This window comes from Priestia sp. VA7, from assembly GCF_055710015.1.
Window position 1 is genome coordinate 338,403 of record NZ_JBVQPN010000001.1, and the last position, 24,016, is coordinate 362,418.

25 protein-coding genes are annotated in these 24,016 nt (G+C 38.3%); all 25 read left to right on the forward strand.

Annotated features, from left to right (window positions below; genetic code table 11):
• Window positions 1–23 precede the first annotated feature (23 nt).
• The 25 genes from dnaK (at window position 24) to rpoD (ending at window position 23,820) form a co-directional block, all read left to right on the forward strand.
• On the forward strand, window positions 24–1,850 hold the full coding sequence (gene dnaK, locus AC0C45_RS01780) for a molecular chaperone DnaK (protein WP_098580655.1): 1,827 nt from the start codon (window positions 24–26) through the stop codon (window positions 1,848–1,850).
• A gap of 235 nt (window positions 1,851–2,085) precedes the next feature.
• A complete protein-coding gene (gene dnaJ, locus AC0C45_RS01785) occupies window positions 2,086–3,216 on the forward strand; it encodes a molecular chaperone DnaJ (protein WP_013059241.1) in 1,131 nt (376 codons plus the stop codon).
• Window positions 3,217–3,333: 117 nt separating this feature from the next.
• Window positions 3,334–4,275 carry a 50S ribosomal protein L11 methyltransferase gene (gene prmA / locus AC0C45_RS01790; protein ID WP_013085059.1) on the forward strand — a complete coding sequence of 314 codons (942 nt, stop codon included), beginning with the start codon at window positions 3,334–3,336 and terminating at the stop codon, window positions 4,273–4,275.
• A gap of 19 nt (window positions 4,276–4,294) precedes the next feature.
• Window positions 4,295–5,047, forward strand: a complete 753-nt coding sequence (locus AC0C45_RS01795) for a 16S rRNA (uracil(1498)-N(3))-methyltransferase (RefSeq protein WP_034648864.1) — start codon at window positions 4,295–4,297, stop codon at window positions 5,045–5,047.
• A gap of 5 nt (window positions 5,048–5,052) precedes the next feature.
• Complete coding sequence (gene mtaB / locus AC0C45_RS01800; RefSeq protein WP_237892971.1) at window positions 5,053–6,411, forward strand: tRNA (N(6)-L-threonylcarbamoyladenosine(37)-C(2))-methylthiotransferase MtaB; 1,359 nt, start codon at window positions 5,053–5,055, stop codon at window positions 6,409–6,411.
• A 226-nt stretch (window positions 6,412–6,637) separates the two neighbouring features.
• Window positions 6,638–6,811, forward strand: a complete 174-nt coding sequence (gene rpsU, locus AC0C45_RS01805) for a 30S ribosomal protein S21 (RefSeq protein WP_013059237.1) — start codon at window positions 6,638–6,640, stop codon at window positions 6,809–6,811.
• 15 nt (window positions 6,812–6,826) lie between these two features.
• Entirely contained in the window at window positions 6,827–7,270 is a 444-nt protein-coding gene (locus tag AC0C45_RS01810) for a GatB/YqeY domain-containing protein (RefSeq protein WP_013059236.1), read from the forward strand.
• Between the two features lie 177 nt (window positions 7,271–7,447).
• Window positions 7,448–8,779, forward strand: coding sequence for an NfeD family protein (locus AC0C45_RS01815; protein WP_237892970.1), 1,332 nt, complete (start codon window positions 7,448–7,450; stop codon window positions 8,777–8,779).
• Window positions 8,779–9,762, forward strand: a complete 984-nt coding sequence (gene floA, locus AC0C45_RS01820) for a flotillin-like protein FloA (RefSeq protein ID WP_013059234.1) — start codon at window positions 8,779–8,781, stop codon at window positions 9,760–9,762. Before AC0C45_RS01815 ends, floA begins: the two co-directional genes overlap by 1 nt.
• A 31-nt stretch (window positions 9,763–9,793) precedes the next feature.
• Window positions 9,794–10,255, forward strand: coding sequence for a hypothetical protein (locus AC0C45_RS01825; protein ID WP_047932591.1), 462 nt, complete (start codon window positions 9,794–9,796; stop codon window positions 10,253–10,255).
• Between the two features lie 59 nt (window positions 10,256–10,314).
• Window positions 10,315–10,599 (forward strand): sporulation protein YqfC, encoded by a 285-nt coding sequence (gene yqfC, locus AC0C45_RS01830; RefSeq protein WP_013059232.1) that lies wholly within the window; start codon window positions 10,315–10,317, stop codon window positions 10,597–10,599.
• A gap of 16 nt (window positions 10,600–10,615) precedes the next feature.
• Complete coding sequence (gene yqfD / locus AC0C45_RS01835) at window positions 10,616–11,803, forward strand: sporulation protein YqfD (protein ID WP_016765592.1); 1,188 nt, start codon at window positions 10,616–10,618, stop codon at window positions 11,801–11,803.
• A gap of 3 nt (window positions 11,804–11,806) precedes the next feature.
• Window positions 11,807–12,781: a PhoH family protein gene (locus AC0C45_RS01840; RefSeq protein WP_034648869.1), complete on the forward strand. Its 975-nt coding sequence runs from the start codon at window positions 11,807–11,809 to the stop codon at window positions 12,779–12,781.
• A gap of 63 nt (window positions 12,782–12,844) precedes the next feature.
• Complete coding sequence (locus AC0C45_RS01845) at window positions 12,845–14,953, forward strand: HD family phosphohydrolase (protein ID WP_047932612.1); 2,109 nt, start codon at window positions 12,845–12,847, stop codon at window positions 14,951–14,953.
• On the forward strand, window positions 14,950–15,420 hold the full coding sequence (gene ybeY / locus AC0C45_RS01850) for an rRNA maturation RNase YbeY (RefSeq protein WP_014458190.1): 471 nt from the start codon (window positions 14,950–14,952) through the stop codon (window positions 15,418–15,420). Before AC0C45_RS01845 ends, ybeY begins: the two co-directional genes overlap by 4 nt.
• Window positions 15,404–15,775 (forward strand): diacylglycerol kinase family protein, encoded by a 372-nt coding sequence (locus tag AC0C45_RS01855; protein ID WP_016765589.1) that lies wholly within the window; start codon window positions 15,404–15,406, stop codon window positions 15,773–15,775. The genes ybeY and AC0C45_RS01855 overlap by 17 nt, the downstream gene beginning before the upstream one ends.
• Window positions 15,776–15,867: 92 nt before the next feature.
• Window positions 15,868–16,266 (forward strand): cytidine deaminase, encoded by a 399-nt coding sequence (locus tag AC0C45_RS01860; protein WP_013059226.1) that lies wholly within the window; start codon window positions 15,868–15,870, stop codon window positions 16,264–16,266.
• Window positions 16,259–17,164: a GTPase Era gene (era, locus tag AC0C45_RS01865; RefSeq protein WP_016765588.1), complete on the forward strand. Its 906-nt coding sequence runs from the start codon at window positions 16,259–16,261 to the stop codon at window positions 17,162–17,164. The genes AC0C45_RS01860 and era overlap by 8 nt, the downstream gene beginning before the upstream one ends.
• Window positions 17,165–17,319: 155 nt before the next feature.
• Window positions 17,320–17,463: a YqzL family protein gene (locus tag AC0C45_RS01870; protein ID WP_014458193.1), complete on the forward strand. Its 144-nt coding sequence runs from the start codon at window positions 17,320–17,322 to the stop codon at window positions 17,461–17,463.
• A 27-nt stretch (window positions 17,464–17,490) separates the two neighbouring features.
• A complete protein-coding gene (gene recO / locus AC0C45_RS01875) occupies window positions 17,491–18,255 on the forward strand; it encodes a DNA repair protein RecO (protein ID WP_047932593.1) in 765 nt (254 codons plus the stop codon).
• A 258-nt stretch (window positions 18,256–18,513) separates the two neighbouring features.
• On the forward strand, window positions 18,514–19,152 hold the full coding sequence (locus AC0C45_RS01880) for a helix-turn-helix transcriptional regulator (protein WP_025750542.1): 639 nt from the start codon (window positions 18,514–18,516) through the stop codon (window positions 19,150–19,152).
• Between the two features lie 33 nt (window positions 19,153–19,185).
• Complete coding sequence (locus AC0C45_RS01885) at window positions 19,186–19,989, forward strand: pyruvate, water dikinase regulatory protein (RefSeq protein WP_013059222.1); 804 nt, start codon at window positions 19,186–19,188, stop codon at window positions 19,987–19,989.
• Between the two features lie 311 nt (window positions 19,990–20,300).
• Window positions 20,301–20,771, forward strand: a complete 471-nt coding sequence (locus tag AC0C45_RS01890; protein ID WP_026106699.1) for a YaiI/YqxD family protein — start codon at window positions 20,301–20,303, stop codon at window positions 20,769–20,771.
• A 41-nt stretch (window positions 20,772–20,812) separates the two neighbouring features.
• Window positions 20,813–22,621, forward strand: a complete 1,809-nt coding sequence (gene dnaG / locus AC0C45_RS01895) for a DNA primase (RefSeq protein WP_047932595.1) — start codon at window positions 20,813–20,815, stop codon at window positions 22,619–22,621.
• Between the two features lie 65 nt (window positions 22,622–22,686).
• The gene (gene rpoD, locus AC0C45_RS01900; protein ID WP_013059219.1) at window positions 22,687–23,820 is read left to right on the forward strand and encodes an RNA polymerase sigma factor RpoD; all 1,134 of its coding nucleotides are present in this window, start codon (window positions 22,687–22,689) and stop codon (window positions 23,818–23,820) included.
• Window positions 23,821–24,016 lie beyond the last annotated feature (196 nt).

Sequence of the window (24,016 nt, forward strand, 5' to 3'; positions counted from 1 at the left end):
TATTATGAAGGAGGTCATTGTCAATGAGTAAGATCATTGGTATCGATTTAGGTACAACTAACTCTTGTGTCGCTGTATTAGAAGGCGGCGAACCAAAAGTAATTCCAAATCCAGAAGGAAACCGTACAACGCCATCAGTTGTGGCATTCAAAAACGGTGAGCGTCAAGTTGGGGAAGTAGCGAAACGTCAAGCTATTACAAACCCTAACACAATTATTTCAGTTAAACGTCATATGGGTACAGACCATAAGGTGGAAGCTGAAGGCAAGCAATACACGCCTCAAGAAATGTCAGCTATCATTCTTCAACATTTAAAAGGTTATGCTGAAGAGTATTTAGGTGAGCCTGTAACAAAAGCTGTTATCACAGTTCCTGCTTACTTTAATGATGCTGAGCGTCAAGCAACAAAAGATGCTGGTAAAATTGCTGGTTTAGAAGTAGAGCGTATTATTAACGAGCCTACTGCAGCAGCACTTGCATACGGATTAGAAAAAACAGATGAAGATCAAACAGTTTTAGTTTATGATCTTGGTGGCGGTACGTTTGACGTATCTATTCTAGAACTTGGCGACGGCGTATTTGAAGTTCGCGCAACTGCAGGTGACAACCGCCTTGGTGGTGACGACTTTGACCAAGTAATCATCGACTATTTAGTAGCTGAATTCAAAAAAGAAAACGGCGTTGATTTAAGCAAAGATAAAATGGCGCTTCAACGTTTAAAAGATGCGGCTGAAAAAGCGAAAAAAGATTTATCAGGTGTAACATCTACACAAATTTCTTTACCATTTATCACTGCTGGAGAAGCTGGTCCTCTTCACTTAGAGGTATCTTTATCACGTGCTAAATTTGACGAGTTATCAGCAGGTCTTGTAGAGCGTACAATGGCTCCTGTGCGTCAAGCTTTAAAAGATGCAGGTCTTTCTGCAAGCGAACTTGATAAAGTAATCTTAGTTGGTGGTTCAACTCGTATCCCGGCGGTACAAGATGCAATCAAAAAAGAAACTGGTCAAGATCCTCATAAAGGTGTAAATCCTGATGAAGTAGTTGCACTTGGTGCAGCAATTCAAGGTGGCGTATTAACTGGTGATGTAAAAGACGTTGTATTACTAGACGTAACCCCTTTATCACTAGGTATCGAAACAATGGGTGGCGTATTTACAAAGCTAATTGAGCGTAATACGACGATTCCAACAAGTAAATCACAAGTATTCTCAACGGCTGCAGATAGCCAAACGGCTGTAGATATTCATGTTCTTCAAGGTGAGCGTCCAATGTCTGCAGACAACAAAACGCTAGGTCGTTTCCAGTTAACTGATATTCCACCTGCACCACGCGGAGTACCTCAAATCGAAGTATCATTCGATATTGACAAAAACGGTATCGTAAACGTTCGTGCAAAAGATTTAGGTACAAACAAGGAGCAAGCTATTACAATTAAATCTTCAACAGGTTTATCAGATGATGAAATCGACCGTATGGTAAAAGAAGCGGAAGAAAACGCAGATGCTGATAAGCAACGTAAAGAAGAAGTGGAACTACGCAATGAAGCAGATCAATTAGTGTTTACAACTGAAAAAACATTAAAAGATCTTGAAGGAAAAGTAGAAGAAGCTGAAGTAACAAAAGCTAACGAAGCAAAAGATGCTTTAAAAGCAGCGATTGAAAAGAATGACCTTGAAGAAATCAAAGCGAAAAAAGATGAACTTCAAGAAATCGTTCAAGCGTTAACTGTAAAATTGTATGAGCAAGCTCAACAAGCTCAACAAGCTCAGCAAGCAGGTGAACAAGGCGCTCAAAATGATGATGTTGTAGATGCAGAGTTTGAAGAAGTAAACGACGACAAAAAATAATGCATCTTGACGACTAACGTGAATGACGCCATAGTGCGATTCACATCTTTTTAAAAAGTCAAAGTCAAGCTTATTTCTTGGCTTTGACTTTTTTAACGTGGAAAAGCGAAAGGGAAAGTTTTTCACTTGGCTCTCTGCGTGCACGGGAGCAATAGAAAGTAACTTTTATGTTGCTATGGAATTATTAATAATGATACAATTACGTTTATGTGAAACGATTCGGGAGTGAGTATTGATGAGTAAGCGAGATTACTATGAAGTACTCGGTATCAGTAAGAGCGCTACAAAAGATGAAATAAAAAAAGCATACCGCAAGCTTTCTAAACAATATCATCCAGATATTAACAAAGCGGAAGATGCTGCTGACAAATTTAAAGAAGTAAAAGAAGCATATGAAGTATTGAGTGATGACCAAAAAAAAGCACAATACGATCAATTTGGTCATACTGATCCAAATCAAGGCTTTGGCGGCTTTGGTGGAGGCGGCTCAGACTTTGGCGGCTTCGGCTTTGAAGATATTTTCAGCTCGATCTTTGGTGGTGGTGGTCGCAGACGTGACCCTAATGCTCCGAGACAAGGTGCCGATTTACAATACACGATGACACTTTCTTTTGAAGAAGCTGTTTTCGGAAAAGAAACAACAATTGAAATTCCACGTGAAGAAACGTGTGAAACATGTCACGGTTCAGGTGCAAAACCTGGAACAAAAGTCGATACATGTTCGCACTGTAATGGTTCAGGTCAGTTAAACGTTGAACAAAACACGCCGTTTGGCCGCGTGGTAAATCGACGTGCGTGTCATCATTGTAATGGTACGGGAAAAATCATTAAAGACAAATGTGCAACGTGCCACGGTGACGGTAAAGTAACAAAACGACGTAAAATTAATGTTAAAATTCCAGCTGGTGTAGATGATGGTCAACAGCTGCGCGTAAGTGCTCAAGGAGAACCAGGGGTAAATGGTGGTCCTCCGGGAGATTTATACGTAGTGTTCCACGTGCGCACTCATGAATTCTTTGAACGTGATGGAGACGATATCTACTGCGAAATGCCTTTAACGTTTGCTCAGGCAGCGCTAGGTGATGAAGTAGAAGTACCAACTCTACACGGCAAGGTGAAGTTGAAGATTCCTGCTGGTACACAAACGGGAACGAAATTCCGTTTAAAAGGAAAAGGTGTGGCAAACGTACGAGGATATGGTCAAGGAGATCAGCATATTCACGTTCGAGTTGTAACTCCAACAAAAATATCAGAAAAACAAAAACAATTATTGCGTGAGTTCGCTGAACTGAGCGGTCAAGAAGCCGTTGATGAGCAGCATGATTCCTTTTTTGCAAAAGTAAAACGAGCAATTAAAGGAGAATAATTGTCTTTCATAGTAAACAGAGACAGGTTGGTAAAGGTACTTTGCCAACCTGTCATCTGTCATGTTCATATTTAAAATCCTATATTACTGAAGGCAGAAAGGATGAAGTTGGTAGCAATGAAATGGTCTGAAATTTGTATTCATACAGCGCAAGAAGCAATTGAACCCATCTCTCATATTTTACATGAATCAGGAGCTAGCGGGGTAGTCATTGAAGATCCTGCTGATTTAGTGAAAGACAGAGATACAACTTTTGGTGAAATCTACGATTTAAACGTAGAAGACTACCCAGAAGAAGGTGTAGTGATTAAAGCATATCTTCCAGTTAACAGCTTTTTAGCAGAAACTGTGGATGGTATCAAAAAAGAAATTAATGGACTGCTTGTTTACGACTTTGATTTAGGAGCTAACAAAGTTACGATCAGTGAAGTGAACGAGGAAGAGTGGGCCACTGCTTGGAAAAAATATTACCATCCCGTGAAAATTTCAGAGCGTTTTACGATTGTACCAACTTGGGAAAACTATGAAAAAGTAAGCACAGATGAATTGATTATCGAGCTTGATCCCGGAATGGCTTTTGGGACAGGTACGCATCCAACAACGGTTATGTCTCTTCAAGCATTGGAAAGAACAGTGAAAGCAGGAGATACCGTTATTGACGTGGGTACAGGTTCAGGAGTGCTAAGCATTGGCGCAGCTCTGTTAGGAGCAAGTAATGTACAAGCTCTAGACCTTGATGAAGTAGCGGTACGTTCTGCTCGCGAAAATATTGAACTAAATCAAGTTGGGAACGTCGTAACAGTAGGTCAAAACAACTTATTGCAAGGTATAGAAGGACCGGTTGACATTGTTGTGGCGAATATTCTAGCTGAAGTAATCGTTCGTTTTGTAGACGATGCTGCAAAGGTATTAAAGCCAGGAGGCATGTTCATTACATCAGGTATTATTAGTGCGAAAAAAGAAGATGTCAAAAAAGCGTTAACGGGAGCGGGCTTTGTTATTCAAGAAGTAACGCTTATGGAAGACTGGGTAGCAATTATTGCGCAAAAACAAGCTTAACAAGTGAGAAGGTGTCAAGATGCAACGTTATTTTCTGCCAAATGATCAATTTCAAGAGCAAAGTGTCATAGTGACACAGGATGATGCCCATCATATCTCACGCGTCATGAGAATGAATGAAGGATCACAGTTTATTGCCTGTAATGAACAGGGGCAAGCTGCTTTGTGTGAAATTGAAAATATTTCCGCTAACGAAGTGAAAGCATCTATTATAGAATGGATAAGCGAAGAAAAAGAGCTTCCAGTCCATGTTACAATTGTGAACGGTCTGCCTAAAGGGGATAAGCTCGAGCTTATTATCCAAAAAGGGACAGAACTTGGGGCGTATAAGTTTATCCCTTTTATTGCGGCTCGTTCAGTTGTTAAATGGGATGATAAAAAGAGTCAAAAAAAAGTAGATCGCTGGAACAAGATTGCTAAAGAGGCTGCAGAACAATCTCATCGTACGATTGTACCAGCAGTAGAAGCCCCAATTTCTTTTAAAAAACTAGTAGAAATTAGCGGTGACTATACTCATAAAGTTGTAGCCTATGAAGAAAGAGCAAAGCAAGGAGAAACATCTCATCTGCACGCTGTTCTTTCGGCTTTAAAACCCGGCCATTCCGTGCTTGTGGTTGTAGGCCCCGAGGGTGGTTTGACCGAGCAGGAAGTAGGAGTATTAGAAGAAAATAAATTTACAATAAGCGGATTTGGTCCGCGAATTTTACGAGCAGAAACAGCTCCTTTATATGCGCTGTCTGCTATATCTTATCAAACTGAGTTAATGAGGTGACGATTATGTCAACAGTTGCTTTTCACACGCTAGGGTGTAAAGTAAATCACTATGAAACAGAAGCAATTTGGCAATTGTTCAAAAGCCAAGGCTATGAGCGTGTTGAATATGAACAAGCTGCCGATGTATATGTAATTAATACATGTACGGTAACAAATACAGGAGATAAAAAAAGCCGTCAAGTTATTCGCAGAGCTGTGCGGAAAAATCCAGATGCGGTTATTTGTGTAACTGGGTGTTATGCTCAAACTTCGCCAGCTGAAATTATGGCCATTCCTGGTGTTGATATCGTAGTAGGTACACAAGATCGCGTTAAGATGCTTGATTATATTGAACAATTTAAAAAAGAGCGTCAGCCGATTAACGGCGTAGGAAACATTATGAAAACACGCGTATATGAAGAGCTAGATGTACCGGCTTTTACAGACCGTACGCGTGCTTCATTAAAGATTCAAGAAGGCTGTAACAACTTCTGTACATTCTGTATTATTCCATGGGCGCGCGGTTTAATGCGATCTCGTGATCCTAAAGAAGTAGTAGCACAAGCACAGCAGCTAGTGGATGCGGGCTATAAAGAAATCGTGTTAACAGGTATTCACACTGGCGGATACGGAGAAGACATGAAAGATTACAATCTTGCCCAGCTTCTTCGTGATTTAGAGTCTCAAGTAAAAGGATTAAAACGCATTCGTATTTCGTCAATTGAAGCAAGTCAAATTACGGACGAAGTGATTGAGGTACTAGATCAATCAGAAATGGTTGTACGTCATTTGCATATTCCTCTTCAATCAGGTTCAAATACGGTATTGAAGCGCATGCGTCGTAAGTATACAATGGAGTTCTTTGGTGAGCGCTTAAACCGTCTGAAAGAAGCTCTTCCAGGATTAGCGATTACATCAGATGTTATTGTTGGCTTCCCAGGTGAAACAGAAGAAGAGTTTATGGAGACGTATAACTTTATTAAAGAGCATGGTTTTTCAGAGCTTCATGTATTCCCGTATTCTAAACGTACAGGTACGCCAGCGGCTCGTATGACCGACCAAATTGATGAAGAAGTAAAAAATCAACGTGTGCATCGTTTAATCGAACTTTCAAATCAATTGGCAAAAGAATATGCTTCAACGTTTGAAGGAGAAGTACTAGAAGTAATTCCGGAAGAAAAATATAAAGAAGACCCTGAAAGTGGTTTATACGTAGGATATACCGATAACTACTTAAAGGTTGTGTTTAAAGCGTCTGAAGAAATGGTTGGAAAGCTTGTAAAAGTTAAAATTACAAAAGCTGGATATCCTTACAATGAAGGTGAGTTTGTTCGCGTGCTAGATGAGGTTCATCTTCAAGATCAGGTAAAAATGAGCTCATAACACTTATTGGAAAGCTGCGTGTTTACGCAGCTTTTTTCATACGTATAAAACAGCTGAGCGAGTAATGTTTTATCAAGAAAGTTCATAAAATAAAGGGGGAATAACTGCATTACTTTATGTAAAGCGGTTGACCTTAAGGAATCATTATATTATAATTGCAAAAGACATGTCTAACATGTCATTTCATTATGATGTTAGTGGTTTTGTTCGGAGGGAGGGAATTAGAATGTCAAGAACAGTTGTTCGTAAAAACGAATCGCTTGAAGATGCTCTTCGTCGCTTCAAACGTTCAGTTTCAAAAACTGGTACGTTACAAGAAGCAAGAAAGCGCGAATTCTATGAAAAGCCTAGCGTAAAGCGTAAGAAGAAATCTGAAGCTGCTAGAAAACGCAAGTTCTAATAAGAGGGTGGATTTATGAGTCTTCTCGAGCGTTTAAATAGTGATATGAAACAAGCGATGAAAAACAAAGAGAAAGAGAAGCTTGGGGTCATTCGTATGGTCAAAGCATCTCTTCAAAACGAAGCCATTAAGTTAGGGACTGACCTAACTGAAGCAGACGAGTTGACGGTTATTTCTCGCGAATTCAAACAACGTAAAGACTCCCTCCATGAATTTGAGAAAGCAGGTCGTCAAGATCTTGTTGATAAAATTCATTCTGAATTAGCGGTTTTAGAAGTTTACGCTCCTAAACAGCTAACCGAAGAAGAGTTATCTGAAATTATTAAAACGACGATTGAAGAAACGCAGTCTTCCTCTAAAGCTGATATGGGGAAAGTTATGGGAGCGCTTATGCCGAAAGTAAAAGGCAAAGCGGATGGCTCTCTTGTTAATAAGCTTGTCCTTCAACACTTATCATAAAAAACACCTTACCTTGTGTAAGGTGTTTTTTATATGGATAATAATCGAACTTATGTTTTGTGTTTCGAGTGTAAAGAAGAAATAGATAAATTTTAAAAAATTTGAAACTATTGTTAAAGTTATACGTATATACAGGTACATACTCATACTATCTATGGAAGGAGGGAAGTGTATTCGGTGAAAACCTTATTTTCTTTCGCGTGCTTTCTTATTTTAGCCACTGGGTTATTCCCCACTATTAGCACCGCTGACGTGAAGCGCGTACACGTTATTCCTGTCAATAAAACGGTAGAAAATGGATTGCTTTCTTTTTTAAACAGATCCATTGAAGATGCGGAAAATGACGGTGCAGATTTGATTATATTAGACATAGATACTCCTGGAGGAGCTGTAGATGCAGCTTCTGAAGTAGCTAAAAGCTTAACCTCAACACCTATTCCTACCGCTGCTTTTGTCGATAAAAAAGCATTATCAGCCGGAGCGTATATTGCACTTAACGCCGATCAAATTTATATGACACCCGGTTCTACAATGGGATCGGCAGCTGTGATTGACCAACAGGGAAATGCAGCAGGAAAAAAAGCTCAGTCTTATTGGTTATCGGCTATGAAGAGCGCAGCAGAACAAAATAACCGAAACCCTAAATATGCAGAAGCGATGGCAAACACAAAGATGGTAATACCTGAGCTCAACTTAAAAGGAAACGAATTGCTGACGCTCACTCCGAAGCAAGCCGAGCAAGTTGGTTATTCAGAAGGAACTGTAAAAAATTTAGATGATCTCCTGAGCGTACTTGGCTATGAAGATGCTAAACTGACGTATGCAAAAATGAGTGTAAGTGAACAAATTGCTCGTTTTCTTACCCATCCGCTTGTTGTTCCCATTTTATTATCCATTGGTGCTTTAGGAATTGTAATTGAATTGTTTACGCCTTCATTTGGTATTGCGGGCTCTATTGGAATAGCTTCACTTCTTTTATTTTTCTATGGTCATATGGTAGCAGGATTAGCAGGAATGGAAGCCCTAGTTTTATTTATAGCAGGAATTATACTGCTTCTGTTAGAGATTGTAGTACCAGGCGGAGTTTTAGGACTGCTAGGGCTTGGAGCTATCATTTTAAGTTTTTTTATGTCAACAGATAATAATATCGAAATGGGAATTTCTCTTGTAATTGCAATAGTGGTGGCACTGGGAGGTGCGTTTGTGATGATGAAATTTTTTAAAAGAAAGCTTACACCTTTCAAAAAAATGGTGCTTAATGATTCACTTAATACTGAATCTGGCTACGTGTCGAATCAAAATCGTTATGAATTAATAGGAAAACAAGGTAAAACAACAACACCGCTTCGTCCTTCAGGTACCGTGCTCATCGATGAAGAGTATGTGGATGTAGTCACTGAAGGCGGATATTTAGACAAAGATGTGTTAGTAAATATTATAAAAGTAGAGGGATCAAGGGTTGTGGTGCGGAAGCTTACAGAGCCTTTGAAAAAGGAGGACCTTAATTAATGGAAGTAGGTAGCGTATTGTTTTTTGTAGTTATTGGTCTAGCAATTATTGCTTTAGCTGTTTTTTTCACTTTTGTACCGATTATGCTATGGATTTCAGCATTAGCAGCAGGCGTTCGTATTAGTATTTTCACACTGGTCGGAATGAGACTTCGTCGAGTGATACCATCTCGCGTTGTGAACCCGTTAATTAAAGCAAGTAAAGCAGGTTTAGGTATTACCATTAATCAATTAGAAAGCCACTATTTAGCAGGCGGTAACGTTGACCGTGTGGTAAATGCGTTGATTGCAGCGCACCGAGCAAATATTGAGTTAACATTTGAGCGCGGAGCAGCTATCGACTTAGCGGGCCGTGATGTGCTAGAAGCTGTACAAATGAGCGTTAATCCAAAAGTTATTGAAACACCTTTTATTGCAGGGGTGGCTATGGATGGAATCGAAGTCAAAGCAAAAGCTCGAATTACCGTTCGTGCAAACATTGATCGACTAGTAGGGGGAGCCGGAGAAGAAACGATTATTGCCCGTGTTGGCGAGGGGATTGTTTCTACAATCGGTTCGCAAAAAGATCACAAAAAAGTATTGGAAAATCCCGATATGATTTCTCAAACGGTGTTAGGAAAAGGACTGGATTCAGGAACAGCGTTTGAAATCTTATCCATTGATATTGCTGACATCGATATTGGGAAAAATATTGGGGCAGTTCTTCAAACAGACCAAGCGGAAGCAGATAAAAATATTGCACAAGCAAAAGCCGAAGAACGTCGTGCTATGGCCGTTGCTCAAGAACAAGAAATGCGTGCAAAAGTAGAGGAAATGCGTGCAAAAGTAGTAGAGGCAGAAGCAGAAGTACCGTTAGCGATGGCAGAAGCACTGCGCTCTGGCAATATTGGCGTCATGGATTATATGAATATTCAAAACTTGACTGCTGATACGGATATGCGTGATTCAATTGGAAAAATGTCTAAAGAAGACGATGAGAAATAATGAATCAGCTTAACAAGGAGGTTTTCTCCTAATGAATATCGTTGAAACGCTTATTAAACTAATTATTAATAATGCTTTCATTTTTGTCATCGTTGGAGGGATTATTTTTAACGTTGTGCAGCGTTTTATGGCTCAGTCAAAAGAGGAAGAACAGCAGCGTTCTAAAAGAGCTCCTATGCCTCCTGTAAACAATCCTTCAAGGCGGGAAAGACCTAGATATCGACCTGTCAAAGAAGAGCCAAAAACAGCTCGTAGGGAGCCGGAAACTGTTCTTTCAGCAGAAACAAATCCTTTGCAAGAAAAATTGGAAGAGCTAAAAAATCGTTCGTATCATGAACCGTCTATTCAAAAGAAAATCACAGTTGACAAACCAAAAATCACGGGTGAGAAAAACGTTTTCAAGCCCATTTCTCGTAAAGAAGCTGTTCAAGGAGTGGTATGGTCCGAAATTCTAGGGCCTCCAAAATCGAAACAACGTAAATATAAACGATAAATAGATGTGATACATTAACCTCCTTTCTCATAAACATGAGATGAAAGGGGGTTCTTTTTATGAGCAAAAAGTGGAGACACCAAATGAAAAGATGGATGACAAAAACAATGGAACTACCCGCTGATGTATTAATGGATCTTCCCCGTATTACGTTAGTTGGACAAATACACATTTATATTGAAAACCATAAAGGTTTATTAGCCTTTTCTGATACTGAAATACGCGTGTTACTAAAACAGGGACAAATGTTAATTCGAGGTGAAGGACTGGTCATTAAAGTAATACTGCCAGAAGAACTGGTTTTAGAAGGTAAAATCAATCAAGTTCTTTATTTAGAACAATAACACAAGGAGGAAAAAAATGAAGAATGGATGGACAAACTTTGTTATTGGTACCGTACGTATTCGAATTGTTGGAAAAGGAATTGAACGTTTTTTAAATAATTGTGTGAGACAACAGATTATGATTTCGAATGTCCATAAAGTTGACGGTCAACTAGCAACAGCAACGATATTATTGAAAGATGTAAAGAAAATTCGTATACTAATTCGCAACGCAGATTGTAAAATTTATTTTATAAGAGGCAGAGGTTTTCCTTTTTTAACAAAACGAGTGATCAAAAATAGTGGATTTGCTTTAGGTTTTCTTTCTTTTTTTATTATTCTTGGTTTGCTTTCCAACATGGTGTGGAAAGTGGAAATTAGCGGTGCAGAACCACAAACAGAACATCAAATGACTAAGCAGCTTGCCAAAATAGGTGTAAAAAGAGGAGAGTTTCAATTTCTGTTAGAAAGTCCTGAAAAAATTCAGCGCTATTTAACGGATAATATGAACAATATTACCTGGGTGGGAGTAGAAGTGCGCGGCACTTCTTATCACTTCCAAGTGGTTGAAAAAAATGAGCCCAAGCCTCAGCAAAAAACACCTTACCAACATTTGATTGCTAAAAAGAAAGCCATTATTACGAATTTGTTTGTCGAAAAAGGACAACCTTTAGTCAAGGTTAATGATTTTGTCAATGAAGGCGAGGTCCTAGTTTCCGGTATTATTGGAAACGAAAAAAATAAAAAGGTAGTAGCTGCTAAAGGGAAAGTCTACGGTGAAACATGGTATAAGTCTGAGGTGGAAGTGCCTTTAAAAACTGATTTTCAGGTATTAACGGGTAATGGATATACGAAGCACTATTTAGATTTTCAAGCTTTTAAAATGCCTCTTTGGGCTTTTAACAAAGAAAAATACGCCTCAAAGGTGACAGAAAAAGTGGAGCATCCACTCTATTTTTTTAAATGGAAATTACCTCTGTCGTATGAGAAAGTTGCTGTACGAGAAGAACAAAACTCGCAGCGCGTCTATTCTAAACAAGAGGCGGTGGAAAAAGCTTTGGAAATTGGTCGAAAAAAATTACTATCAACTTTAGGTGAGGATGCTAAAATAAAAGGTGAAAAAGTTTTGCACCAAGAACAGGACAATGGTAAAGTTAGATTATCAATACATTACCAAGTTATAGAAAATATTGCGAACACTCAACCAATTATTCAAGGAGATTGATGAATGTCAGAACAGCTAGTAACAATTAACGTACAACTTGATGATTCAAACGAAGCCATTTCATTATTTGGCGTACAAGATTCGAATTTAAAGCGAATTGAAGAAGAAATGCAGGTCTCTATCATTTCAAGAGGTGAGACTGTTGTAGTCTCCGGAAGTACAGAAAATGTTCAGCTAGTGGAAGAAATGCTTAAAAAGTTACTGAACATTATCCGAAAAAATATTTCCATATCTGAACGAGATGTTGTGTATGCGATTCAATTAGCTAAGAAAAATTCTCTTGAGTTTTTTGAAGATGTATATGAAGAAGAGATTGGTAAAAATGTAAAAGGTAAGACTATTCGTGTTAAGACATTAGGACAAAGTCAATACATTTCGTCTATTAAGAAAAATGATTTGGTATTTGGAATTGGGCCTGCTGGTACCGGTAAAACGTATTTAGCCGTTGTCATGGCCGTTAATGCTCTTAAAAATGGTCACGTACAGCGTATTATTTTAACACGTCCTGCTGTTGAAGCAGGTGAAAGTCTTGGCTTCTTGCCAGGAGATTTGAAAGAAAAAGTAGATCCGTACTTGCGGCCTCTGTACGATGCATTACATGATGTATTAGGAACAGAACATACGCAACGCCTAATCGAACGCGGAGTTATTGAAATAGCACCCCTTGCTTATATGCGAGGTCGTACACTAGATGATGCGTTTGTTATCTTAGACGAAGCGCAAAACACCACGATGGCGCAAATGAAGATGTTTTTAACACGACTAGGATTTGGGTCTAAAATGGTGATTACAGGAGATATTTCACAAATTGATTTACCAAAAGGAGCTCAGTCTGGTCTAGCGGCTGTCTCGAAAATCCTGACCAATGTTAAAGGTATTTCATTTGTTCATCTAGAACAGTCAGATGTTGTGCGCCATCCACTTGTGGGACGCATCATTCAAGCGTACGAACAAGCTGACCAAAAGACCCTTTCTTAATAGGGTCTATTTTTTGTAAAAGGGGGTACGTTTGTGTCAACGTTTCGGATAATCAAGCAAACAATGGCACAGATCGAGCGATTACGGTTAATTCAAATTGGGTTATATGCCTTGTTAGGTGTAATGATGTTTGCGTCTATGTATAGCAATGTAAAGCCGCAGGAATTAGATCTCAGATTACTATCTATTTCCCCGCAAACCATTTACTCACCCGTTACCATTGAAGATAAAGAAAGCACAGAGAAAAAACGGGCAGAGGCAGAACAAGCCGTTGAAGATGTGTATACACAAAAAACAGAATACGCACAGAACCAAGTCGATCTTGTTGCATCTATTTTTGATGCGATGATGGAAGTTAATACAGAATATGAAAAAGAAGATCATGAAGATGACAGTATCGATGCCGTATTAAAAACCAAACAAAAAATGCTAGAGGACAAGCTTCCTGAAGACATTCAAAAAAACTTGCCAAAAGATACCATTAAGCAGCTGCTTCAGTCTTCTAACAGTGATTTATCGATTGCGAAAGATGCTGTAGTCACGGCCGTTCATCATGTGATGAAAGATCAAGTGAAGATTAGCGATGTAGAAGAGAAAAAAGATCAAGTAGAAAGTCAGCTTGTTTACACCAATGTCAGCAATTCTCTAAAGGATTCAATGAATGCAATTGCTAAATTCGCTATCATTCCAAATGTGATTTATGATCCACAAAAAACAGCTGAAAACCGTCAAGCAGCTGTGGAAAAAGTGGAGCCTGTCCGAATCAAACAAGGCCAGATTATTGTAGAAGAAAATCAGCTTATTAATCCTGATATATATCGTCAGCTCCAGCTCGCGGGATTGTTGAATAATAAAGACTCTATTCAGCCTTTTGCAGGGTTAGCTTTGCTGATTGTAATGATGATAGCGGGCCTCATTTACTATTTGCGTGAATTTCACACCAAGACGTATCAGCCCTTGCTGTTGTATGTATTGGTAGCAACCATTACGATTGGCCTCATGAAAATCTTAAGCTTGTTTCAGCAAATTGATTTATCAGAAATTGGTTTCTTAGCTCCTGTTGCGGTGGGAGGTTTGCTGATTCGAATTTTAATGGATGAACGTATTGCTATTTTATCAAGCGTTGTATTTGCTATTTGTGGAAGCATTATTTTTAATGGTGAATTGACAACCTCGTTTAATATGAACATTGGGATCTACTTTTTAATTAGCAATATTGCTGCTGTTTTATTTTTAAGCAGGCAGCACAGACGTTCACGGATTTTGCAGGCAGGTCTATTTGTGGCTATGGTAAACGTAATTATCAGCTTTGCTATTATTTTCATTAAAAATGGCCAAATCGGCACTGTAGAGCTTGGCTATTACAGCATGATGTCAATTGCATCTGGTGTTATTGCTTCCGTTTTAACTATAGGTTTGCTTCCGTTTTTTGAAAGTGGATTTGGCATTTTATCTACAATGAAGCTGATTGAATTATCGAGTCCTAATCATCCGCTATTACGCAAAATCTTAACCGAAACACCCGGAACATACCATCACAGCGTAATGGTGGCAAACTTATCTGAAGCGGCGTGCGAAACGATAGGAGCTAACGGTTTATTAGCGAGAGTCGGGGCTTATTACCACGATATTGGTAAAACGAAGCGACCGCAGTATTTTATTGAAAATCAAATGAATATTACTAATCCGCATGATAAACTAAGTCCTAAGACTAGTAAAAATATTATAATCGCACATGCTACAGATGGAGCTACCATTTTGCGAAATCACAAGTTTCCAAAAGAGATTGTAGATATTGCAGAGCAGCATCACGGAACGACTCTGCTCAAGTTTTTTTATCATAAGGCACTTGAACAAACAGAAGAAAAAATTGATGAAAAAGAATATCGCTATCCTGGACCAAAGCCTCAGTCGAAAGAAGCAGCGGTTATTTGCATAGCTGATAGTGTAGAAGCAGCCGTAAGGTCAATGTCCAATCCGACTCCGGAAAAAATTGAGAACTTGGTGCGAAATATTATTAAAGATCGCTTGCAGGATGAGCAGCTTAGCGAGTGTAACGTAACGCTTAAAGAGCTAGAGTTAATTCGCCAAGCACTATGTGAAACTTTAAATGGGATTTTTCATTCCCGAATCGAATATCCAGAGATAAAAAAAGAGAAGGTGAAGGTATGAGTTTAGTTATTGATTTTATTGATGAAACAAACGAAGTAAGTGAAGAACAGCAAAAAGAGCTTGAGCAGCTGCTTGAAGCAGCTGCTATATATGAAAATCTGCAAGAGGATGCAGAAGTATCCGTTACATTTGTGGATAATGATCGAATTCAAGAAATCAATCATCAATACCGCCATAAAAATCAGCCAACGGATGTAATATCGTTTGCGCTAGAAGAAATGGGCGAAGATGAAATGCAAATTATCGGAGATGAGATGCCAAGAGTCCTAGGGGACATTGTCATTTCGATTCCAAAAGCTCATGAGCAAGCAGAAGAATACAATCACTCGTTTATGAGGGAGCTAGGATTCTTAACGGTTCACGGTTTCTTGCACTTGCTTGGATATGACCATGAAACATCAGAAGATGAAAAAGAGATGTTTACACGTCAAAAAGATATTTTAGAACAATATGGACTCTCGCGATAAAAAAGGGATAGCTAAAGTTGTCAGTAGCTTTGGTTATGCAATAGAAGGGTTTCTCTATGTTTGTAAAACACAGAGAAATATGCAAATTCACGTAGCAGCTTCTTTCATCGTCCTTCTCTTAGGCGCCGTGCTGTCAATTACAGCTGGTGAATGGACGGTTGTGCTGCTTCTGATTGCAGGCATGTTCAGCTTGGAGTTAATGAATACAGCAGTTGAAAAAGTTGTCGATCTAGTTTCTCCTGAATATCACATACTAGCAAAACACGCAAAAGATGCAGCCGCAGCCGCGGTGTTGGTCTATGCGTGTTTTGCTGTCCTTATAGGAGGAATTATTTTCTTAAAGTATTTGTTTTAAGAAGGATTCTTTTTGGTTCTTTACACCCCCGTGGTATAATAAAAAAGGACAAGTTAAAAGACATGTAGAAGCGCAAAAAGGAGAGCGGATAAATGGATAAGACCGGACTGATTGATGAGGCGAAAAAAGCTCGCGAAATGGCTTATGTACCGTATTCAAAATTTAAAGTTGGTGCAGCTTTATTGACGAAAGATGGAAAGGTTTATCGCGGCTGCAATATTGAAAATGCAGCTTATAGCATGTGCAATTGTGCTGAGCGTACGGCTTTATTTAAAGCCTATTCAGAAGGAGATAAAGAGTATGCAGCACTTGCTGTAGTAGCTGATACTGATCGTCCTGTTTCTCCGTGTGGAGCATGCAGACAAGTAATCTCTGAGCTTTGTCCAAAAGAAATGAAAGTTATATTAACTAATTTAAAAAATGACATACAAGAATTAACTGTGGAAGAATTACTTCCAGGAGCATTTTCATCGGAGGATTTACATGAGTAATAATGAATTTAAGTCAGGTTTTGTTTCAATTATTGGAAGACCAAACGTAGGGAAATCAACTTTTTTGAACCGAGTAATTGGTCAAAAGATTGCGATTATGAGTGACAAACCGCAAACAACTAGAAATAAAATTCAGGGTGTGTACACGGAAGATCAGGCGCAGATTGTGTTTATTGATACACCAGGAATTCATAAACCAAAGCATAAATTAGGCGACTTTATGATGAAGGTAGCGCAAAATACGCTTAAAGAAGTAGATTTAATTTTATTTATGATTAACGCAACAGAAGGCTTAGGTCGAGGCGATGAATTTATTATCGAGCGTTTAAAGGACACAAAAACGCCTGTTTTCCTTGTGATTAATAAAATTGATGAAATTCACCCAGACGAATTGTTTTCAATTATCACGAATTATAAAGACTTATATCCTTTTGCTGAAATTGTGCCAATTTCAGCTTTACAAGGAAATAACGTGGGGCGTTTGCTTGATCAAATTAAGCAGCGATTGCCGGAAGGTCCGCAATATTATCCGGCAGATCAAGTAACTGATCACCCAGAGCGCTTTATTATTACGGAATTAATTCGTGAAAAAGTACTGCATGCAACGAGGGAAGAAATACCTCATTCTATTGCCGTTGTGATGGATTCTATGCAAAGACGAGATAATGGTGCTGTTTACGTGGGCGCTACAATTATCGTTGAAAGAGATTCACAAAAAGGCATCGTAATTGGAAAGCAAGGAAAGATGTTAAAAGAGGTAGGAAGAAAAGCAAGAGCAGACATTGAAGCCCTCTTAGGTTCAAAAGTATTTTTAGAACTATGGGTAAAAGTTCAAAAAGATTGGCGAAACCGAGCGTCGCATCTCCGTGACTTTGGATTTAGAGAAGACGAATATTAATCATTTGTGTTCTTGTTTGCGTCGATTTATATCCCTTCATAAAAGAAGGTAATTTGTAAAAAATTGTGTTACATGATTTTACGTCGGAAGGCTATTCTAAACATAAGGAATTGAAATATGTATCTGATCTTTATGGTTAGAAAGGTGGGAGTTCTATGTTGAATTTTACTTGGAACATTTTTTCACAAACAGGTAGCATTGATACTTATCTCATTTTTAAGGAACTTGAAAATGAAGTGAAAGAAAGACCCGAAACATATGAGGACAACAGCGAAAGTCTCAATTCTCCCTTGTCTTAGCCTTCTGTAAGATGGCGGTGATGATGATTGTTTAAAAAGTGTGAAGGAATTGTCATTCGAACGAATGATTACGGTGAATCAAATAAAATTGTCACCATTTATTCACGTGAACTCGGAAAAGTGGGTCTCATGGCAAGAGGGGCAAAAAAGCCCAGTAGTCGCTTAGCTTCCGTCACACAATTATTTACGTATGGATACTTTTTTATACAAGCAGGTTCAGGAATGGGCACTCTCCATCAAGGAGAAGTTATCTCATCTATGAGAAGCATACGCGAAGATATCTTCACAACAGCGTATGCTTCTTATATTCTTGAATTAACGGATAAAGCTACTGAGAACAATAAACCAAATCCATTTCTATTTGAACTGCTGCACCAAACCATTCATTATATGAACGAAGAGTATGATGCAGAGATCTTAACATTTATTTATGAAATGAAAATGTTAAACGTTCTAGGTCTTCATCCTACATTAAATGAATGTGCAGTCTGCCATCGAGGTGAAGGAACATTTCATTTTTCCATTCGAGAAGGCGGGTTTATTTGTCATCGATGCTTAGAAAAAGATCCTTATCATTTGAAAATTAGTTCGATGACGGTTAAACTATTAAGGCTATTTTATTACATTGATTTAAAGCGATTAGGTTCTATTTCTGTTAAGCCCGAAACAAAAAAACAATTAAAGTTCGTAATTGATCAATATTACGAAGAATATTCAGGATTGTTTTTAAAAACAAAGCGGTTTTTGAATCAGATGGAGTCTTTAAAACAATCGCTGTCTGATGAGAAATAGAAAAGATAATCAGTGATATGCAAGGAATTGCTGTCGCTAGGGTGCCTCGTAGTGTGTAGGGGACACCCTTTTTACTGTGGAGCGAAGGGGTAGCTTCGCTTATTGTAAGCGTAATGCCTGCTTTTTTTGAGAAGCCGTGGTAAAATAAACGGCATTCTAAAAAGATAAAATGCTAAAATTAATCAGTTATAGCTTTTACTTTTGCTTAAAAAGTATATAATGTTTTATAAATAGTATGTCACATTTAATGATTAGGTGGTGAGTACAATCGAACTGAACAAACGACAAGAACAAATTTTGCAAATTGTCAAAGACGAAGGCCCTATTACAGGCGAGCATATTGCAGATCAGCTTAGCCTTACGCGGGCAACACTAAGACCGGACTTGGCTATTTTAACAATGGCTGGTTATTTAGAAGCGCGACCGCGCGTAGGTTACTTTTACACAGGTAAAACAGGAGCACAGCTTCTTACAGATAAAATAAAAAAAATACAGGTGCAAGAATATCAGTCTATCCCGGTGGTTGTGAACGAAAATGTGTCGGTATATGATGCTATTTGTACAATGTTTCTAGAAGACGTGGGGACCCTTTTTGTAGTGGATGAGAAATCCCAGCTAGTGGGAGTACTGTCGCGTAAAGATTTATTGCGCGCGAGTATCGGAAAGCAAGAGCTCACATCTATTCCTGTTCATATTATTATGACGAGAATGCCCAACATTACATATTGCTATCGCGAAGATTTGTTAATTGATATTGCTAAGATCTTAATTGAAAAACAGATTGATGCTATGCCCGTTATTAAAGAGGGAGACGGCAATTTTGAAGTGGTGGGACGCATTACCAAAACAAATATTACAAAATTACTAGTAGCATTAGCAAATGATGAAGTATTATAAGTGAAAAAGGATTAAAAAGGGGATGCACAAAATATGAACAACCCATGTCTTTATGTCATTTCGGATTCTGTAGGTGAGACAGCTGAACTAGTTGTAAAGGCTGCATCAAGTCAGTTCAATATGACGGACTTTGTAATTAAAAGAGTGCCTTACGTAGAGGACATCGCAACACTTTCAGAAGTGGTTTCAGTAGCGAAGATGAACAATGCTATTATTGGCTTTACGCTAGTAAAGCCCGAAATGAGAGAATTTTTAATTCAAGAAGCGTCCAAGAACGGGGTAGAGGTATTTGATATTATTGGACCTTTAATTGATAAAATTCAATCTTCTTATCAACTTTCTCCTCGCTATGAGCCTGGAATGGCTAGAAAATTAGACGAAGATTATTTTAAGAAAGTAGAAGCAATTGAATTTGCAGTGAAATATGATGATGGTCGTGACCCGAGAGGCATTCTTAGAGCGGATATTGTATTAATCGGTGTATCAAGAACATCTAAAACACCTCTTTCTCAATTTTTAGCACACAAGCGTTTGAAAGTAGCCAATGTTCCGATTGTACCTGAGGTAGATCCACCAGAAGAGCTGTTTCACGTATCACCTGAGAAATGTATAGGACTTACTATTAGTCCTGAAAAGTTAAACGATATTCGTAAAGAACGTTTAAAGTCTCTTGGGCTAAACGATAAAGCAATTTATGCTAATATTGGTCGTATTAAAGAAGAACTTGAATTTTTCCAAGGGATTGTAGATAAGATTGGCTGTGAAGTGGTGGACGTATCTAACAGAGCCGTAGAAGAAACAGCTGGTATCATTCTTAATACCATCAAAAAGAAATAAACGATAGATCTCCTCTGTGCGTAACATAAAGGAGATTGCTTTCTTATGTTTGTATGCTGTAAGCCTAAGAAAATATCCCAAAGATGAATATGACAGAACTTTTAAAAACAAGTGACTTTAGTATAGAAAATATAGGTTGTTTATATTATAATAAAAAATTGTGATAAAAAAGAATAGTTTTAGGTTTAGACTTTGTTAAGAACGAATAAACTATTTATATAAAAGTCAAGTCAAAATCGAAAAAAGTATTCGACAAATGCCATCTACAGGAAATAACAAATTGTTAGAAGGAATCTCTGGAGGGATGTAGAATACAGAGTTATAGCAAAAGAAAAAGTAAAGTTTTTGTCGATGCTGATGCATGCCCTGTTAAAGCAGAAATCGTTGAACTTACACATACATATGACATCGATCTTGTGTTTGTTGCTTCCTATGCTCACATGCAAACAAATCCTACACCAGGAAAATGGGTCTATGTGGATGCAGAAAAGGAAGCCGCAGATTTATATATTTTAAATCACGCAGTCAAGCAGGATATTGTGGTAACTCAAGATACTGGCTTAGCAAGCATGTTAGTAAGTCGAGGGGTTTACGCACTGTCTCCTCGTGGAAAGTACTATAATGACGACGAAATGAATACGGTGCTTTTCTTTCGTTATGTTTCTGCAAAAGAGCGACGGTCAGGCCGTCATACTAAAGGCCCAAAGGCATTTAGTGAAGAAGATCGCCAGCATTTCATTCAAGCTTTTGAAAAAATGTTGTCGAAACTTGCAGGAATTTAGCACTTAGTGAAGAATATTATATGAAATACGGAGCTGTTACTATGGCAAATCGAATTCCTGATGAAGTAATCGACCGTATTCGGCATTCAGTAGATATTGTCGACGTCATAAGCGATTATGTACAACTAAAAAAACAAGGGCGCAATTATTTTGGACTCTGTCCGTTTCATGGGGAAAGCACACCGTCTTTTTCAGTATCGCCTGATAAACAAATTTATCATTGCTTTGGATGTGGTGCAGGGGGGAATTCATTTTCATTCATAATGGAATTAGAAGGACTATCCTTCACAGAAGCAGCTCAGCAGCTTGCTGAAAAAGGAGATATTCCTTTCGAACATGAGATACATCCTCATGAAGAAGATAATCAAAAGCCTAGCAATAAAATGATTGAAGCACACGAGCTTTTAAAGAAATTTTACCATCATTTATTGGTAAATACAAAAGAAGGCCAAGATGCTTATGATTATTTAATAAATCGAGGGTTTTCACGAGAAATTATCGATAAATTTGAGATAGGTTTTGCTTTAGATTCGTGGGAATTTGTAAGTAAGTTCTTAACAAAACGTGGGTTTAATCCGCAAGAGATGGAACATGCAGGTTTAATCATTAAACGCAACCAAGATGAAACGTACTTTGATCGTTTTCGTGATCGAATTATGTTTCCTATTGCTGACTTGCAAGGAAAAACAATTGCATTTTCAGGTCGCCTGCTAAAAGAGATAAAAGGGCAGCCTAAATATTTAAACAGTCCCGAAACTTCTATTTTTAACAAAAGTCGCACACTCTACAACTTTCACCGCGCTAAAAAACATATACGCAAAAATCAGCAGGTTATTTTATTTGAAGGATTTGCAGATGTTATTTCGGCTGTTAAAGCTGGGTGCCCGAATGCAATTGCAACAATGGGAACTGCCTTAACAGTAGAACAAGCCAAGATTATTCGCCGAAATGTAGAGTCCGTTATCATTTGCTACGATGCAGATTCTGCCGGAATTGAAGCAGCGCACAAAGCAACTGCTATCTTAACAAATGTAGGTTGTACCGTTAAGATTGCTGTGATGCCGGATGGTTATGACCCGGATGATTATATTAAAGAATATGGGGCAGAGAAGTTTCAAAATGATGTTATTAATAGCAGCTTGACCTTTATGGCATTTCAAATGAGGTATCTCCGCCGAAAACGAAATCTACAAAATGAATCTGAACGTATGCAATACATTGAAGACGTTTTGAAAGAAATAAGCCTCCTTACGAAAGCTGTAGAGCGAGATCATTATTTACGCCAATTGGCACAAGAGTTTTCCATTTCATTAGATGCGCTTAAAGAACAGCAGTATCAAGTGTATCGAACTGAAAAAAAGAAAAAGGATAATGATTCTCCAAATCGAAATAATATAAATAGACAACCAGTCGTAAAGAGAAGCTTATTACCGGCTTATCAAAATGCAGAACGTTTTTTGATCGCTCATATGTTGAAAGATAAGGATGTAGCATTTAGAATTCAAGACCGACTTCAAGGTCAGTTCAATGTTGAGGAACATCGTGCGCTTGTTCTATATTTGTATGCTTATTACGAGGAAGGACACGAGCCTAATCCGAGCGGATTTATCGAACGGTTGCCCGAGTCTTCGTTGTCTAGTCTAGCTTCAGAATTGGCGATGATGTCAATCAATGATGAATTGTCGGAGCAAGCTTTAAATGATTATATCCAAACGATATTGATTTACCCACAAAGGGTAGCGATAGAAAAAAAAGAAGCAGAAAAGCAAGAAGCAGAGCGTCAAAAAGATTATTTAAAAGCTGCGACAATAGCAATGGAAATTTTACAGTTAAAAAAAACGTTAAAATAAACGATATTGCGTATTAGTCCCACTTTTAGAAGGTTTTCCTTAAAATTTTGGAAGGAGGGGATCTGATGGCTGAAAAATCAGCTCAATCAAAACAACTTGATTCAGATTTAACAATTGAACAAGTAAAAGATCAATTGACCGAAATCGGAAAAAAACGTGGTGTGCTCACATACGAAGAAATTGCAGAGCGTATGGCAAACTTCGAAATTGAATCCGATCAAATGGATGAATATTATGAATACCTTGGAGAACAAGGTGTTGAAGTAATGAGTGAATCTGAAGCAAATGATGACGATGCCGATCCCGATATTCAAGAACTGTCAAAAGAAGAAGAGTTTGATTTAAATGATTTAAGTGTACCTCCTGGTGTAAAAATTAATGATCCAGTTCGTATGTACTTAAAAGAAATCGGACGCGTTGACCTATTGTCGGCAGAGGAAGAAATCAATTTAGCAAAACGTATTGAAGAAGGCGATGAAGAAGCGAAACGTCGTCTTGCTGAAGCAAACTTACGTCTTGTTGTAAGTATCGCTAAACGCTATGTCGGGCGCGGTATGCTGTTTCTTGATTTAATTCAAGAAGGAAACATGGGTCTTATTAAAGCGGTAGAAAAATTTGATTATCGCAAAGGTTATAAATTCAGTACGTATGCGACATGGTGGATTCGTCAAGCTATTACTCGTGCAATTGCTGACCAAGCAAGAACGATTCGTATTCCCGTTCATATGGTTGAAACGATTAACAAGCTAATTCGTGTTCAACGTCAGCTTCTACAAGATTTAGGTCGCGAACCATCTCCTGAAGAAATTGCAGAAGATATGGACTTAACACCTGAAAAAGTTCGTGAAATCTTAAAAATTGCTCAAGAACCGGTTTCCCTTGAAACACCAATTGGTGAGGAAGATGATTCGCATTTAGGTGACTTCATTGAAGACCAGGATGCAACATCACCTTCTGAACATGCTGCATATGAATTATTAAAAGAGCAGTTAGAAGACGTCCTTGATACGTTAACAGATCGCGAAGAAAATGTTCTTAGACTCCGCTTTGGTCTGGACGATGGACGTACGCGTACCCTTGAAGAAGTAGGAAAAGTATTTGGCGTAACGCGTGAGCGTATTCGTCAAATTGAAGCTAAAGCGCTTCGTAAGCTTCGTCACCCTAGCCGAAGCAAACGTTTAAAAGATTTCTTAGAATAGATAAAAGCGTAAATAACGCTTATGAGATAGCTTCTTTCCTAGAGGAAAGGGGCTATCTATTTTTTTGTGGAATAAATTTCATAAAAACGCATTTTGAAGAAGTATATTGATTTTTTTACCAACTTTTCTTCTTGCATATATTTTACTGAATTGTCCTTCGTTTTGCAAATGCTCCTTTATATTCTTTTGTTACAGA

What these genes read in the sequence shown, in the direction of transcription:
- era (WP_016765588.1), top strand. Translation starts at nt 16,259, where the DNA reads ATGAGTAATAATGAATTTAAGTCAGGTTTTGTTTCAATTATTGGAAGA.
- AC0C45_RS01840 (WP_034648869.1), top strand. Translation starts at nt 11,807, where the DNA reads ATGTCAGAACAGCTAGTAACAATTAACGTACAACTTGATGATTCAAAC.
- yqfC (WP_013059232.1), top strand. Translation starts at nt 10,315, where the DNA reads ATGAGCAAAAAGTGGAGACACCAAATGAAAAGATGGATGACAAAAACA.
- AC0C45_RS01885 (WP_013059222.1), top strand. Translation starts at nt 19,186, where the DNA reads ATGAACAACCCATGTCTTTATGTCATTTCGGATTCTGTAGGTGAGACA.
- floA (WP_013059234.1), top strand. Translation starts at nt 8,779, where the DNA reads ATGGAAGTAGGTAGCGTATTGTTTTTTGTAGTTATTGGTCTAGCAATT.
- rpoD (WP_013059219.1), top strand. Translation starts at nt 22,687, where the DNA reads ATGGCTGAAAAATCAGCTCAATCAAAACAACTTGATTCAGATTTAACA.
- AC0C45_RS01860 (WP_013059226.1), top strand. Translation starts at nt 15,868, where the DNA reads ATGGATAAGACCGGACTGATTGATGAGGCGAAAAAAGCTCGCGAAATG.
- AC0C45_RS01845 (WP_047932612.1), top strand. Translation starts at nt 12,845, where the DNA reads ATGGCACAGATCGAGCGATTACGGTTAATTCAAATTGGGTTATATGCC.
- mtaB (WP_237892971.1), top strand. Translation starts at nt 5,053, where the DNA reads ATGTCAACAGTTGCTTTTCACACGCTAGGGTGTAAAGTAAATCACTAT.
- dnaG (WP_047932595.1), top strand. Translation starts at nt 20,813, where the DNA reads ATGGCAAATCGAATTCCTGATGAAGTAATCGACCGTATTCGGCATTCA.
- yqfD (WP_016765592.1), top strand. Translation starts at nt 10,616, where the DNA reads ATGAAGAATGGATGGACAAACTTTGTTATTGGTACCGTACGTATTCGA.
- ybeY (WP_014458190.1), top strand. Translation starts at nt 14,950, where the DNA reads ATGAGTTTAGTTATTGATTTTATTGATGAAACAAACGAAGTAAGTGAA.
- AC0C45_RS01810 (WP_013059236.1), top strand. Translation starts at nt 6,827, where the DNA reads ATGAGTCTTCTCGAGCGTTTAAATAGTGATATGAAACAAGCGATGAAA.
- AC0C45_RS01825 (WP_047932591.1), top strand. Translation starts at nt 9,794, where the DNA reads ATGAATATCGTTGAAACGCTTATTAAACTAATTATTAATAATGCTTTC.
- AC0C45_RS01795 (WP_034648864.1), top strand. Translation starts at nt 4,295, where the DNA reads ATGCAACGTTATTTTCTGCCAAATGATCAATTTCAAGAGCAAAGTGTC.
- prmA (WP_013085059.1), top strand. Translation starts at nt 3,334, where the DNA reads ATGAAATGGTCTGAAATTTGTATTCATACAGCGCAAGAAGCAATTGAA.
- AC0C45_RS01870 (WP_014458193.1), top strand. Translation starts at nt 17,320, where the DNA reads ATGTTGAATTTTACTTGGAACATTTTTTCACAAACAGGTAGCATTGAT.
- dnaK (WP_098580655.1), top strand. Translation starts at nt 24, where the DNA reads ATGAGTAAGATCATTGGTATCGATTTAGGTACAACTAACTCTTGTGTC.
- AC0C45_RS01855 (WP_016765589.1), top strand. Translation starts at nt 15,404, where the DNA reads ATGGACTCTCGCGATAAAAAAGGGATAGCTAAAGTTGTCAGTAGCTTT.
- dnaJ (WP_013059241.1), top strand. Translation starts at nt 2,086, where the DNA reads ATGAGTAAGCGAGATTACTATGAAGTACTCGGTATCAGTAAGAGCGCT.
- rpsU (WP_013059237.1), top strand. Translation starts at nt 6,638, where the DNA reads ATGTCAAGAACAGTTGTTCGTAAAAACGAATCGCTTGAAGATGCTCTT.